The organism is Paenarthrobacter sp. FR1 (assembly GCF_051106045.1).
GTDB lineage: Bacteria > Actinomycetota > Actinomycetes > Actinomycetales > Micrococcaceae > Arthrobacter > Arthrobacter nitroguajacolicus_A.
The window spans coordinates 236,652-249,909 of the sequence record NZ_JBPFSF010000006.1; the positions used below are offsets into that span (position 1 = coordinate 236,652).

Annotated in this window: 14 protein-coding genes; 4 read left to right on the forward strand and 10 right to left on the reverse strand. The window is 58.6% G+C overall.

Annotation, left to right across the window (positions count from 1 at the left end):
• Positions 1-5: 5 nt before the first annotated feature.
• Positions 6-1,205, reverse strand: coding sequence for a sensor histidine kinase (locus ACR30Z_RS13900; protein WP_434373103.1), 1,200 nt, complete (start codon positions 1,203-1,205; stop codon positions 6-8).
• Positions 1,202-1,879, reverse strand: a complete 678-nt coding sequence (locus ACR30Z_RS13905; protein WP_434373104.1) for a response regulator transcription factor — start codon at positions 1,877-1,879, stop codon at positions 1,202-1,204. Before ACR30Z_RS13905 ends, ACR30Z_RS13900 begins: the two co-directional genes overlap by 4 nt.
• A 220-nt stretch (positions 1,880-2,099) precedes the next feature.
• Between ACR30Z_RS13905 and ACR30Z_RS13910 the strand changes: the two genes are divergently transcribed.
• Both ACR30Z_RS13910 and ACR30Z_RS13915 read left to right on the forward strand, forming a co-directional pair.
• On the forward strand, positions 2,100-2,471 hold the full coding sequence (locus ACR30Z_RS13910) for a hypothetical protein (protein ID WP_434373105.1): 372 nt from the start codon (positions 2,100-2,102) through the stop codon (positions 2,469-2,471).
• A 113-nt stretch (positions 2,472-2,584) separates the two neighbouring features.
• The gene (locus ACR30Z_RS13915; protein WP_434373106.1) at positions 2,585-2,914 is read left to right on the forward strand and encodes a hypothetical protein; all 330 of its coding nucleotides are present in this window, start codon (positions 2,585-2,587) and stop codon (positions 2,912-2,914) included.
• A 179-nt stretch (positions 2,915-3,093) separates the two neighbouring features.
• On the opposite strand, the gene ACR30Z_RS13920 is transcribed toward ACR30Z_RS13915, so the two are convergent.
• The 8 genes from ACR30Z_RS13920 to nrdH all read right to left on the reverse strand — a co-directional run bounded on the left by ACR30Z_RS13920 (position 3,094) and on the right by nrdH (position 11,338).
• Complete coding sequence (locus ACR30Z_RS13920; RefSeq protein WP_434373108.1) at positions 3,094-4,149, reverse strand: helix-turn-helix domain-containing protein; 1,056 nt, start codon at positions 4,147-4,149, stop codon at positions 3,094-3,096.
• Positions 4,150-4,225: 76 nt separating this feature from the next.
• On the reverse strand, positions 4,226-4,942 hold the full coding sequence (locus ACR30Z_RS13925) for a hypothetical protein (protein WP_434373110.1): 717 nt from the start codon (positions 4,940-4,942) through the stop codon (positions 4,226-4,228).
• A gap of 211 nt (positions 4,943-5,153) precedes the next feature.
• A complete protein-coding gene (locus ACR30Z_RS13930; RefSeq protein WP_434373111.1) occupies positions 5,154-5,972 on the reverse strand; it encodes a hypothetical protein in 819 nt (272 codons plus the stop codon).
• 661 nt (positions 5,973-6,633) lie between these two features.
• A complete protein-coding gene (nrdF, locus tag ACR30Z_RS13935) occupies positions 6,634-7,608 on the reverse strand; it encodes a class 1b ribonucleoside-diphosphate reductase subunit beta (RefSeq protein WP_011775019.1) in 975 nt (324 codons plus the stop codon).
• The gene (locus ACR30Z_RS13940) at positions 7,601-8,395 is read right to left on the reverse strand and encodes an NUMOD3 domain-containing DNA-binding protein (RefSeq protein ID WP_434373113.1); all 795 of its coding nucleotides are present in this window, start codon (positions 8,393-8,395) and stop codon (positions 7,601-7,603) included. The genes nrdF and ACR30Z_RS13940 overlap by 8 nt, the downstream gene beginning before the upstream one ends.
• Positions 8,396-8,409: 14 nt before the next feature.
• Positions 8,410-10,551: a class 1b ribonucleoside-diphosphate reductase subunit alpha gene (nrdE, locus tag ACR30Z_RS13945; RefSeq protein WP_434373197.1), complete on the reverse strand. Its 2,142-nt coding sequence runs from the start codon at positions 10,549-10,551 to the stop codon at positions 8,410-8,412.
• Positions 10,552-10,562: 11 nt separating this feature from the next.
• Positions 10,563-11,033, reverse strand: coding sequence for a class Ib ribonucleoside-diphosphate reductase assembly flavoprotein NrdI (nrdI, locus tag ACR30Z_RS13950; RefSeq protein ID WP_434373115.1), 471 nt, complete (start codon positions 11,031-11,033; stop codon positions 10,563-10,565).
• Between the two features lie 62 nt (positions 11,034-11,095).
• A complete protein-coding gene (gene nrdH / locus ACR30Z_RS13955; protein ID WP_011775022.1) occupies positions 11,096-11,338 on the reverse strand; it encodes a glutaredoxin-like protein NrdH in 243 nt (80 codons plus the stop codon).
• A gap of 396 nt (positions 11,339-11,734) precedes the next feature.
• Between nrdH and ACR30Z_RS13960 the strand changes: the two genes are divergently transcribed.
• Positions 11,735-12,700, forward strand: a complete 966-nt coding sequence (locus ACR30Z_RS13960; RefSeq protein ID WP_434373117.1) for a LysR family transcriptional regulator — start codon at positions 11,735-11,737, stop codon at positions 12,698-12,700.
• A gap of 50 nt (positions 12,701-12,750) precedes the next feature.
• Entirely contained in the window at positions 12,751-13,254 is a 504-nt protein-coding gene (locus tag ACR30Z_RS13965) for a DUF2004 domain-containing protein (RefSeq protein WP_434373119.1), read from the forward strand.
• Positions 13,255-13,258 lie beyond the last annotated feature (4 nt).

The following is a 13,258-nucleotide window of genomic DNA, read 5'->3' on the forward strand; positions in this document are numbered from 1 at the left end:
CCGGATCACAGGGCTGCCCCAGTCCAGGCCAGTCTGATGTCAGTTTCGGAACCTGTGGACGAATGAATCTCGGCGGTTCCTCCGACTGCACGCATCCGCCCAATGATGGAGACCCTGATTCCGAGTCGCCGGTCTGAGACGAATTCTGGACGGAAACCAACGCCGTCATCCTTAATCGATACCGTCGCCTTGATCGTTTCCCCCGTCCGCCGAGCCGTGATGCGAACATCGCATCGGCCGCCCCCGGAATGTTTCAGGGCGTTCTTGACAGCTTCGGTGCTGGCCTCGAATACGGCACGCACCACCGGCCCCGGCAGCTTGAGGTTGGCCGGCGCGTCGCAGTGGATCCGAACGACCGGGGCGTGGTCGTCGGTGACAGTGAATCGAATACGGGCGGCAAGCTCGATGACCGAGGCAGGAACGAGGCCGTCCCGGCTTCCGCCTTGCTCATCGAGTCTGGCGATGGCGCTGCCTGCCAGCTCTGCGCTCGATTCCCGTTCCCGTGCCGACGCTGAGTGGGCAGCCGTCAATAGTGCCGTCATCACGCTGTCGTGAAGGAGTCCGTCCATGCGGAGTCGCTCGTTGCTCAGCGCTGTTTCTGCGGCTGCGTCCCGGTACTGCGCTATGGCCCTATCGGCCGTCGCATCGACCTTGGCGGCCGCATGTCGAAGAATGCCAATCGTCAGACAGATGATCACTCCCAAAACTGTCGCGAACGCGGCATCCTCGACCGCGATGGCCAACGGTGCTGACCCTGCCTGGGGCATGGTCCGAACGACGGCGAACACCACACCCACGGCGACCGTGTAGCAACAGCCCACGACTGTGCCAAAAGCGAAAGCGCTCCAGACGGCTCCGACGTTGATCATGGCCCACAACCAGGGCGTGCCGATGTCTGCGGGCACCGTGGGCGGTACAGCAGCAGGCCACAGTATCAACCCACCCAAGACCAGTGCCGCCAGAACCGCACTGGTCCACGTGAGCCCGCGACCTCGGATGGAGGCGACAATGAAAACAACGAGGACGGTCAGAAAGCCCCATAGGAACACAGCGTTCCACCACTGGGCCGCCCAAAGCGTCTGTCGTGAAATGTTGCCGCACGCTTGGAGCAGCAACAACAACGCGAAAGCAGAGATACCGCGTCCCATCAAACGGTGGGTTTCGCGCGCGGACACTCCAGTCGGAGCCGCAACCAGAATTTTCATGGCTTTTTCAGGGGCAGCAGTGGGGGCAGGATGCCGTCCTCGACTGCCCGCTTGAGAAGGTCAACCTTGGTGCCTGCCGGCCTGCCGGCCTGTTCGTACTTCTCGCGGATCCGGTCTACGTACTTTTTCACGGTGCTGTCTTGGACGTTCATCTTCGTCGCGACCTGACCCAGAGCGTACCCAGTGGCGTACAGGGCCAGACACTCCGCTTCGCGATCCGAAAGGTTGGCTTCGACGAATGCCACGTCAGCCTCGATGGCTGCAGCCAGGTCCAGACTCGCGATCGTTTCTCCCGCCGCAACCCGACGCAACTTGTCGATCGTGACCAAAAGTGGTTCGGACTTGAGCGACACGCCCATGGCGCCATGGGCCAGGGCTTGCTGCAAATGCCGAACGTCGATTCCTGCACTGAAGACAAGAACCTTATAGCCGGCGTCAACAAGACGGGACGTGTTTTCCGCCGGGGATGAGCCATCGGCTAATTGCATATCCAAGGCAACGACATGGCAGACACGTCGGTCCGCATTCAAAAACCCGTCTACGCTCGTTTCCATTCGGACGAGCTTGACCGGCGGATCTCCCATCTCGGAGTACCGGTTAATTCCTCCCAAAAGGCCAACCATTGCCGTTTCATGGTCATCAATGACGCCTGCAAGAATCGCGTTCGAACTCACGAGTTGCCCCCTCTGAAGCTGACCGCCAGCTCTAAGCATCAGTGTCCACACGCGACTTGTTACTTCCAAGTAAAGGAGTCGACTCTCGTGTCTTGGGGATAATTGTCCGCTCTTCCGTGGACAGTCCCAGCAGGAAAACGGTATTTCCGTCCAGCACTCCGCAGCCTCCGCATACGATCGGCGCATGAGCCTCGGAACAGTCCAATAGGAGGAACTAACAATGCGAACTCCACCCCCCAGAACCTCAATGCTGTTGATCAGTGCACTTACCGGCTTGTCTCTGGCAATCTCCGGATGCGGGGCCGCAGCCCCCACCCTTACAGGTAACTGGAAGGCTGACGACGGCAGCGGAACCAAAGTCATCATGTCTGATGGACGCTGCAAGGGAATGTACTACAGCGGAGGCAGACCACTGGACATTGGTGGCGGGATGACGTGCTCACTCTCGGAGAAGAAGGGCAGCAACGGCCGGTACTCGCTGGTCGTGTCACAGCCCCCAAATCAGGCCAGCTTTCAGGTCGAATTCATTGGGGAGAATTCGGCGACCGTGTACTCGGGAAGCAACAAACTCTTCACCATGGCACGGCAATAGTGCCGCCGTTGCACCCCGCCAGAGCCCGAGAGCTATCCACCAGTTATTGATTGGCTCCAAAGTCCAGCAGTACATCCGGCTCCATCATCACGAAAAGGAATTGAGGACGAGATATGAAAATCAAACGGAAGTTTGCAGCTCTGGGAATCGCCGCGTTTCTAGCTGCAGGGGCGGGCCTAGTAGGCGTCGCTGCTCCTGCCCAGGCGGCCACCAGCGGCGTCGATGTCTACGGATACTGCAAGTCCCAGTTCGGGTTCAAACCCGCGGCAGGTACAAGCGTGAACGCTGGCAACGCATACAGCTGGCGGTGCACGTACTTCGGCGTCCCTTTGTCCTATGGGGTCGATATGAATGCGGCGTGCCGCTACACCACGGGCCGTTCCTGGGCTTACGCCGGCCTACGCGATACCCGCAACGCCTATTCCTGGTACTGCGTGTACTAGCAGATACACGGCAACCTTCACGAGTGGAACGCCCATCCGCTGACCGAGAGACCAATGAAAATCTGTCCGTCACCACATCACAGAACGGAACTTCTATGCCGAAGCGAATCTTCCGCTCCTCTGCAGCCTCTGTGGCCATGTCGGCCGAATATGGCGCAGCGCCCCGCCATTACCGCCGTCTAGGTCACGAGCCGCAGCCTGGGGCGCGTGTCTTCTGCGCCGAGAATTTCACGAACACGAGACACCGGCCACATGAGTTCATCTGCAAGATCGACAAGGCTGAAGCCATGCTGTTCCGCGAGCTTCTGCCCTTCGGACAGCATCGACGGCAGTTCGCCACGATACGCTGCCACAGGTTCAGGCGTTTGGAATTCGTTTGCGCTCCGGAGGCGCTGATAGGCACGGCGTACGGCACTCTCCGGCACTGGTCGGAGTTCTTGCATGCGCCGGATCAGTGATTCAGGCGAGACGCCCCAGGAACGACCAATCCTGTCCAGCTCGGACAACCGCAAGGTCTTGGGAAGTACCACGTTGATTTCAGCCGAAGGAGTCAAGAGCTCAGCGGCGAAAGCATCTGCCTCCCGCTCTTGTTGCAGGTCACCCGGTGTGACGTCACCGTGCATGACCAGGTGCCCTAGCTCGTGCGCGCAAGTAAATCTGTGGCGGTAAACAGTGCGTGCGCGCTCCGGCGTGACGACAACAATTGGTCGCCCCAAAGAACCAGTCGAGAACGCATCCACCCTGGCAACAGCTTCATTGGACAACGCGAGAATTGTAACCACGATGCCTTTCGACTCAAGGGTCGCCACAAGGTGCCGAAACGGACCTGGTGGCACACCCCACGCACGTCTAACAGCACGGGCTGCTTCGACCGGATCCACTTCGTCGGCGGGCTCCGCAATCGGAAGGTCTACCTCAGGGAACTGGATGCGCTTCTCAAGGGCAAAGCAAAGCTCCCACACCTGTTCGACGAACGTGGCGGCACGGGCGCGGTCAGCAGATCGCGTCGACCGCAGGCTACGGAAATGAGCAGCGGCAGTGTCCAGCCGCCCAAGCGGGCGACCGGTATAGAAGAAGCCCACGGGCATATCCAGCGCCTGCGCTATCTCAGCGACCAGTTCAGCGCGCGGCGGGGTAACTCGGGATTCAAATTGCCCAATGGCCGCAGGTGAGACGCTCAACTTTTCGGCCAGCGCCTGCTTTGTGAGCCCGGCGAGTGTCCTGGCCTGCGTCAACCGGGCCGCTTCAAACGCGTCGCCGGCCCTGAAAACCCCCTTCGAGTGAGTTTCCTCGAAGAGAGACAGCTGCTTACTATCTTTCGTCATCGCCTACTGCTTGATCTTCCTTGGTGGCTACAAAGACCGGTGGGACCGGGCCCTCGTTGAACGCCTGTGGCTCCTGCACAGTGGCCAGCTGTGGTCTGGCAGCTTCGAGTAACCGCTCATGGTTTCCCCAAACAACGCATCCGTCCTCGCCAAGTGTCACTTCGCCCCATTCGATTGAGTGCAGGGCTCCGGAACGGCTGGAGAAGGCTACTACCACGACGCGGAACGTGGTCATCAGCTCACGCACAGCGAGCTCGGCATCTTCCTTGACAGAACGTTCCACTTCCGCGGACCGGTGAAGACCCAGGTCCAGTTCCGGAGGAGCTTCGTTGTAGGGCAAGTCGAAAAGCCCGGTGCGTGCGTCAGAAACAGCAAAGGGCGTATCTTCAAGATTCTGAGCCGCATCCCGGGCGAATCGCCACGGGAACAGAACGGTTCCTCCCACTGCTACCACCGAATAGTTGGCGCCGCGTGGATGTTGCCTCTGAGACCCTGGGTACTTGAGCAGGGTCTCCTCGAACGCCTCCAAGGTCGCGCGCCAGATCTGCCCATATACGCCCCGCGCCTTCATACCTGAAGCATCCTGAGAATCCGATAGACGCTCGTGGCACCCAGAGATCAGCTCCCGAGCGTCCCGCTTGAGGGAATCCCCTTCGGGTCCAAACAGGTCGACGTACCAAGGCTGTGCAGCTTGCTTATCCAAGTTCAGATCCTCTACTTTGGGCAACTACCAAAAGCATAGCATCTCACTTTAGTTTTCATCACAATCTATGCATTTTGGCTTCAGTCGTGTCGCAGGGTAGTGGGCATCACTCCGTGACCGCCGCCTCCGGACAGAATACGTGAGTCAATAAACCGACTAGTTCTGACGCATGGGCTCAACGAACGCATGCGAAGCGTGACACCCCGCCGCTTCAGTCTTGAGAAGGATCTGACGGCTCCAAGGATCGCGAACGAATGGCTTCCACCAACCTGGGGTCGGCCAAATATTCGTTTAGGGCAGGTACTTCGTGAGGGAAGAAGGAATCCATATCGAGGTAGTTCTCGTCCCACAGGAACTCAACGCCAATATAGCCAAACAGACAGTTTGTTTGGAGTCGTACGACCTCAGAGCGATCGGAGGAAAGCCAGGCCTTCATTTCGCCAAGCCACAATCCCGGCGGGCCGTCGGTGACACCCTGGAGTCCCTTGTGCATCTCCCAGAGGTCCTCACGTTTGGCGAAGCACATACTGATATTGGCCGCCCTCGTGCCGCCGTTCAGTAAATTGATGAGACCGGTAGGTACCTCTATCCCCTCTTCAACAAACCGGGATCCAAAATGCTTGGCAAAATAGCGAGCCAAGTCTAGCTGTTTAGTAGCCCACTCTTCGCCGAACATTTCCGGCATTGAGACGGCGGGCCAATACCACATGTCATCCCGGTGCTTCCAGAGAAAGTCAACATACTCGTCGTAGGCCCGGTCGAAGGGTTGACTTCGTGCGCCATTGCAAGTGCGGCACATGTGCGTCCCGAATCGGACAGCTTCAGATTTTTTTACGCTGCGAATTTGATGTGTCTTGTCAGGGTCGCCGCCCCAGACTAACGGACCACCTTCACCTTGGAGTCTTACCAGGTCAGTCCGCTTATATTTATGCTCTCTGCTGTCGGCCAAGCTTCCGCACCACCAGCAATAACCCGTCGGCGACCGGCGAAGATAGTCAAACTCTGGATTGCCTGGAACCTGAGGCTTCATAACCGCGTTCTACCCTCCGAATGCTGGAAATTCGATGTTTGGCAAATATTTACCATAGGCCACCGCTCGGCTCGATGCGAGATGGATTGCAAGGCCCTATCGGTCAGCAAGCAATCGAACGCGCCCGGCTCTGACGACGTCAGAGCCGGGCGTCATTCGACAACACCGTAGCGTCCCCGAATCTAGGTCTTCGCAGCCCTGCCCAACCCAATGCCGAGAAAGGCTTCAGTGGGCAACGACCCTCTATATGAGGGCGGGCGCGAACGAGATCCGGGGATCAACTAAAACGGAATGGGGTCAAGTCAGTCGGAAGTGGGCCAACTAGAACGGAACAGGGTCAACTAGCTTGGAATCTCACACGCTGGGACCAAGTTAGACGGCAAAAGAACCATCTGGGCTGTCAATCTACATCTATCCAGCTACGCAGCAACCGAGCCCGTAACAACATCTGATGTCAGCGGTCAGAACCTACCCGCCGCCAGCTGACCCTGCCGGAATTGGCGCCACCAAGCTCCTAAGACTTAGTGGCACCAATAAACCGACGCACACAGATCACACTGACGGACAATTTGAGCCCCTAATTGGAAGACTTCCAACTCTGTAGGCTCTTTCTTCCATTTGGTAGGGGCTTCTTTCAACTAGGCCGACGTCTCACAACGTACTAGAACTCCCAGTCCTCATCTTCCGTATTGACAGCCTTGCCAATCACGTAGGACGAGCCCGAGCCGGAGAAGAAGTCGTGGTTCTCGTCAGCGTTCGGGGACAGGGCCGACAGAATGGCCGGGTTCACGTCGGTGACGGAAGCCGGGAACATGGCCTCGTAGCCAAGGTTCATGAGGGCCTTGTTGGCGTTGTAGTGCAGGAACTTCTTGACATCCTCGGCCAGGCCGACACCGTCGTAGAGGTCGTGGGTGTACTGGACTTCGTTCTCGTACAGCTCAAAGAGCAGTTCGAAGGTGTAGTCCTTGATTTCCTGCTTGCGGGCCTCGGAAACCTTCTCCAGGCCCTTCTGGAACTTGTAGCCGATGTAGTAGCCGTGCACGGCCTCGTCACGGATGATGAGGCGTATGAGGTCAGCCGTGTTCGTGAGCTTGGCGCGTGAGGACCAGTACATGGGCAGGTAGAAGCCCGAGTAGAACAGGAAGCTTTCCAGCAGGGTGGAGGCCACCTTGCGCTTCAGGGGATCGTCGCCCTGGTAGTAATCCATGACGATCTGCGCCTTCTTCTGCAGGTTCTCGTTTTCGAGCGACCAGCGGAAAGCGTCGTCAATCTCCTTGGTGGAGCACAGGGTGGAGAAGATGGACGAGTAGGACTTCGCGTGCACGGATTCCATGAAAGCGATGTTGGTGTACACGGCTTCTTCATGAGGAGTGATCGCATCCGGGATCAGTGAGACAGCGCCCACCGTGCCCTGGATGGTGTCCAGCAGGGTGAGGCCGGTGAAAACACGCATGGTGAGCTGCTGCTCATCCGGCGTGAGCGTGTGCCACGACTGGACGTCGTTGGACAGCGGCACCTTCTCCGGAAGCCAGAAGTTGTTGACCAGACGGTTCCAGACTTCCACGTCCTTGTCGTCCTGGATCTTGTTCCAGTTGATGGCCTCGACGTGCGTCAGGAGCTTCACTTTCTCAGTCATTTGTCGTTTCACTTTCTCGCATGAGCTTCACTTGGGCTGCATCGTCGATGCAATGCTGGCATGTTGGGTTCACAACGCCCTTGTTCGTGTGATGTCTGGTGTGCGCGTTACGTCGGCTGGATGGCATTGGCTTGCCCTTCCTGACAGCAGACATCTTCGCACGAGTTTCGGCACTGGCCTTCTTGCCGAAGTTGGGATTCCCGATTCCTGTTCTGGCCTCAGAGAGCGCTTTGCGTGCTTCCTCGGTCATCGAGCGGCCGAAGCTCGGATGGTTCGGACCGAATTTCCCGAAGTTGGGGTTAGCCTCAGCGAGCATTGAACCCTTACGCTCCTGTGACCATTTGGTCCGTTGCTCCAACGTATGCCTGCCGCCGTAGAACGGGTTTTCTTCACCTGGCCGGACTAGGCCTCGTCTACCCGTGGAACGCAAGCGCGCTGCCTCCCGCTGCTCTTCGGTCCATTGAACGCCCGTAGGCCCAAGGCCACCTTCGGAGAGGTTCAGTAGCCGGTCGCCGCCAAGCCTCAAGTGTCTGATCCAGTCCCTCTCGGCTTGGCCAAGTTCCTCCAGATCCCATGACACCTCCAGTTGCTCAACCAGCAGTGAATCCGGGGTTTGCTTTCGCAGCCAATCGTAGAAGGGTGTCTTGCGGCCACTTCGGGCGACCTTCAGGTGCTGGGAGAATCGACGGGAGATTGGCTTCGTCGTGATACCGACATAGCGGTACTCACGTTCGCGCCTGAGGCGGACGCCATAAACGGAGCCAATCTCCACCGTCGAATCTTCCAACTAGATCTATCTCCTTAGAGCATGCAGCTGACGCAGTTTTCCACCTCGGTCCCTTCCAGCGCGAGCTGGCGGAGACGGATGTAGTAGAGGGTCTTGATGCCCTTGCGCCATGCGTAGATCTGCGCCTTGTTGATGTCACGCGTGGTGGCGGTGTCCTTGAAGAACAGCGTCAGGGACAAGCCCTGGTCCACGTGCTGCGTGGCAGCGGCGTAGGTGTCGATGATCTTTTCGTAGCCGATTTCGTAGGCATCCTGGTAGTACTCCAGGTTGTCGTTGGTCAGGTACGGAGCCGGGTAGTAGACGCGTCCGATCTTGCCTTCCTTGCGGATTTCGATCTTGGCGGCCACCGGGTGGATCGACGACGTGGAGTTGTTGATGTAGCTGATGGAACCGGTAGGCGGCACGGCTTGGAGGTTCTGGTTGTAAATGCCGTGCTCCATGACGGAAGCCTTCAGCTCGCGCCAGTCATCCTGGGTGGGGATGTGGTGGCCAGCGAAGAGTTCCTGTACGCGCTCCGTTGCCGGAACCCATTCCTGCTCGGTGTACTTGTCGAAGAACTCGCCGCTTGCGTAGGTGGACTTATCGAAGCCGCCGAACTTCTGGCCGGTCTCGATGGCAAGACGGTTGGAAGCGCGAAGAGCGTGGAACAGCACCGTGTAGAAGTAGATGTTGGTGAAGTCCAAGCCTTCTTCGGAACCGTAGTGGACGTGCTCGCGGGCAAGGTAGCCGTGGAGGTTCATCTGGCCAAGGCCGATCGCGTGGCTCTGGGCGTTGCCCTGGGCAATGGACGGCACCGAGTTGATGTAGGACATATCGGACACAGCGCTGAGGGCACGGATGGAAGTCTCGATGGAGAGACCGAAGTCCGGGGAATCCATGGTCTTGGCGATGTTCATCGAACCGAGGTTGCAGGAGATGTCCTTGCCCACGGTTTCGTAGCTCAGGTCCTCGGCATAGATGGACGGCGAGGAAACCTGCAGGATCTCCGAGCACAGGTTGCTCATGGTGATCTTGCCGTCGATCGGGTTGGCCCGGTTCACGGTGTCCTCGAACATGATGTACGGGTAGCCGGACTCGAACTGGATCTCCGCGAGGGTCTGGAAGAACTCACGGGCGCTGATCTTGGTCTTCTTGATCCGGGAATCGTCGACCATCTCGTAGTACTTCTCGGTTACCGAGATGTCGGAGAACGGAACACCGTAGACCTTCTCGACGTCGTACGGCGAGAAGAGGTACATGTCCTCGTTCTTCTTGGCGAGTTCGAACGTGATGTCCGGAACGACGACGCCCAAGGAGAGCGTCTTGATGCGGATCTTCTCGTCAGCGTTCTCGCGCTTGGTGTCGAGGAAGCGGTGGATGTCCGGGTGGTGGGCGTGCAGGTACACGGCACCTGCGCCTTGGCGGGCACCGAGCTGGTTGGCGTAGGAGAAGCTGTCTTCGAGGAGCTTCATCACGGGGATAACACCGGATGACTGGTTTTCGATCTGCTTGATCGGAGCGCCGTGCTCGCGGATGTTGGTGAGCGAAAGGGCTACGCCGCCGCCACGCTTGGAGAGCTGAAGGGCGGAGTTGATGGCGCGGGCGATCGACTCCATGTTGTCTTCGATGCGGAGCAGGAAGCAGGAGACGAGCTCGCCACGCTGGGCCTTGCCGGCGTTCAGGAACGTCGGGGTAGCAGGCTGGAAGCGGCCGTCGATGATTTCGTCAACGAGGCGGTTGGCCAGCTCTTCATTGCCGCGGGCAAGGTGCAGGGCAACCATGCACACGCGGTCCTCGTAGCGCTCCAGGAAGCGCTTGCCATCGAACGTCTTCAGCGTGTAGGACGTGTAGAACTTGAACGCACCGAGGAAGGTCTCGAAACGGAACTTCTTCTTGTACGCGCGGTTGAAGAGGTCGCGGATGAAGTTCATCGTGTACTGGTCAAGCGTTTCGCGCTCGTAGTACTGGTTCTTTACCAGGTAGTCGAGCTTCTCTTCCAAGTCGTGGAAGAACACGGTGTTGTTGTTCACGTGCTGCAGGAAGTACTGGTGCGCAGCCTCGCGGTCGGCTTCGAACTGGATCTCACCGTTGGGGCCATACAGGTTCAGCATGGCGTTGAGTTCGTGATAGCCCAGGCCCTTATAGGCCTCAGGCAATGGCTTCTTGGCCGTGTCCACAGCGCCCCCGGTTACTTCTGTTTCTGCGACAGTCGTGTCCAAAATTCTTCCAGCCCTTCGTTGACTCGTTGGACGTCTTCAGGCGTCCCCATGAGCTCAAATTTATAAAGATGCGGGACCCTGCACTTGACGGAGATGATGTCTCCCGCCGCGCAGTAGTTGTCCGCGAAATTAGTGTTCCCTGCTCCGATAACACCCCGGATCAACGCCCTGTTCCCGGGGTTGTTCAGAAACCTGATGACTTGCTTCGGTACAGAACCTTCGCCATTCGTTCCGCCATACGTAGGCAGTACAAGGACAAATGGTTCAAGGGCCTGAAGCGGTGCATCTTGGGCATAGAGCGGGATGCGAGCTGCGTCCCTGCCCAATTTCTGGACGAATCGTTTGGTGTTCTCGGATGCCGAGGAAAAGTAGATGAGGTGACTCCTGGTGGTGACAGCCTCCGCAGCTTCGCGTACGGTTGCCGCTGCCAACGGTGCCATGGGAGTCACCTCAACTACATAGGAATTCTTGGTGTGCTGTGGTGGCGAAGTTTGAATGAAACTTAGGCCACGGAGGAAACGGCCTGGGCCAGTTCCTCGATCTTGTCCGGGCGGAATCCAGACCAGTGGTCCTGCTCGGTCACGACAACCGGAGCCTGCATGTAACCCAGCGCCTTGAGGCGCTCAAGGGCCTCGGCATCCTGGGAGATGTCGACACTCTGGTAGGCAATGCCCTTCTTGTCGAGTGCCCGGTAGGTTGCGTTGCACTGAACACAGGCCGGCTTCGTGTAAACCGTAACGGTCATGATCCCTGTCCCCTTAGTTGAAGTCTGTCGCTCTTCGTATCTGGCGGGCTCAACCGGAACTTATTACTGAATCCGATACCGGCCCGCGGGCTGCTGTGGCAGCCAACACGCTCTTATTTAGTCTTGCGCTGGTTTCCCGCTCAATCCGTAAATCGATACTACATGTAGTGCAAGCGCCTCGCTGGAACCCCAAGATGATGTATTACAAGTATGTCATTCAATCCACCGCTCGTCCACAGGGCAGGTACCTCAAAATGTCCGTGATTCCGCCGAAGTGAGAGATGAAATCCACACCCTGTGGACTACTTAGCCACATTTAATCTCCTGCGTGTCGCCGGGATACGGCGTGTCGTGACACTTTGAAAATGTGGCGTGGCGAACAGCTAAAATCGGCTGATGGTCAACCTCCTCCACCTCCGGACACTATTGGAGGTCACCCGGCTGGGTTCCTTCGCGGCAGCCGCCGCCCAACTGGGCTATACAGCCTCGGCAGTCTCCCAGCAGATGGCCGCACTGGAACGCGACACCGGCGTCGAGCTCTTCCAACGCTCCGCCCGCAGCGTGGTTCCCACGGAGGCTGCCGTGACCATGACACGTCACGCATCCAAGGTGCTGACCGATGTCGAAGCCCTCATGGCGGCTGCTTCAAGAACGAACGACTCCCCCGCCCAGGAGCTCAGGCTGGGCATCTTCCCCAGCCTCGCCACGTATGTACTGCCCGACATCCTTCGGAATGAACGATGGAACGGGTTGGGCATTGAGCTGAAAGTGTCAGTGGCCGAGCCTGCACAAACCATCCAGGGGCTACGCAGCGGCGGCGAACTGGACGTGGCGCTCGTCTACCAAGTGGGGCAGTCCGGCCTGGCATGGCCGCATTCACTGGAACGTCAATGGATCGGCGACGACGACTTCCGTGTGGTCCTGCCGGCATCGTGGAAGATCCGCGAGGACGCCGAGATCGAAGCGGCTCACCTTTCGGACATGCCGTGGATCGTCCACCACCCCGGCACCAGCGATGCCCTGGTCATTGAGCGCCTGTTCGCCAGCTGCAACCTGCATCCCCGCGTCGTCGCCTACAGCGACGACTTCCACGCGAGCCTCGAGATGACCGCGGCAGGGCTTGGCGCCTCGCTGGTACCGGAACTGGCACTGCGCAACCGACCGCCCGGCGTCGTGGTTCTTGATGTCCCGGACATTCGGCTGGCCCGCAATGTGTTCGCCTTGCTCATTAATGAAAAGCGCACGGCGCAAGTCCAGCTGTTCACCCAACTGCTCGCCGACACGCTCCGTGACACCTCCGGCAAGAGCGGCCTTAACCCCCTGAAACCCGCTCCTGTCAAGGGTCCGCAGCGGCGCCGATGAAATAGTCCCAAGTGCTGGAACCCGCCGGTTGATGGGGTTAGATTGATCACATGGGCAAGGTAGCGAGCAAACATTTTGGGGAGATCGAGCTCAACCACGGGCGTGAACATTGCTTCGTCGCAAGACATGAACTCGCCGGCAACCAGCTTGAACTGGACCTCAATGTCGCCGCGCACGACCACTTCGATGAAGCCGCCATGCGCAAGGTGGACTACCGGTTGCGCTTCCTCCCCGAACTGGTGGACCAGGTCAGGGAAATGATCGCCGACGAACTCGACCAGGACGGCACCAACCCCCAACAGTTCCTGCACTTCCACAGCTCGCAGCTCAAGGAAGAGCAGCTCGAATCCGTGTTCGGCGTCCGCGACAAGGGCCTGCTCACCAACGACGTCTTCCTGAAGGCCCTCAAGCTCGGCCACGTTGCCATCTACCCCGGCCAGCCGGAGCGCTACTTCGTCCTGGATTTCACGCTCGGCTCGCACTTCACAGACGAACTACTGGTGGTCGCAGCGGATGAAGACGGCGTGGTGGATGACGAGATTCTCTGGGAATAGCAGC

Excerpts from the sequence above, each read along its gene's own strand:
- ACR30Z_RS13960 (WP_434373117.1), top strand. The coding sequence starts at position 11,735 with ATGGTCAACCTCCTCCACCTCCGGACACTATTGGAGGTCACCCGGCTG.
- ACR30Z_RS13965 (WP_434373119.1), top strand. The coding sequence starts at position 12,751 with ATGGGCAAGGTAGCGAGCAAACATTTTGGGGAGATCGAGCTCAACCAC.
- ACR30Z_RS13930 (WP_434373111.1), bottom strand. The coding sequence starts at position 5,972 with ATGAAGCCTCAGGTTCCAGGCAATCCAGAGTTTGACTATCTTCGCCGG.
- ACR30Z_RS13910 (WP_434373105.1), top strand. The coding sequence starts at position 2,100 with ATGCGAACTCCACCCCCCAGAACCTCAATGCTGTTGATCAGTGCACTT.
- ACR30Z_RS13915 (WP_434373106.1), top strand. The coding sequence starts at position 2,585 with ATGAAAATCAAACGGAAGTTTGCAGCTCTGGGAATCGCCGCGTTTCTA.
- nrdF (WP_011775019.1), bottom strand. The coding sequence starts at position 7,608 with ATGACTGAGAAAGTGAAGCTCCTGACGCACGTCGAGGCCATCAACTGG.
- nrdI (WP_434373115.1), bottom strand. The coding sequence starts at position 11,033 with ATGGCACCGTTGGCAGCGGCAACCGTACGCGAAGCTGCGGAGGCTGTC.
- ACR30Z_RS13900 (WP_434373103.1), bottom strand. The coding sequence starts at position 1,205 with ATGAAAATTCTGGTTGCGGCTCCGACTGGAGTGTCCGCGCGCGAAACC.
- nrdH (WP_011775022.1), bottom strand. The coding sequence starts at position 11,338 with ATGACCGTTACGGTTTACACGAAGCCGGCCTGTGTTCAGTGCAACGCA.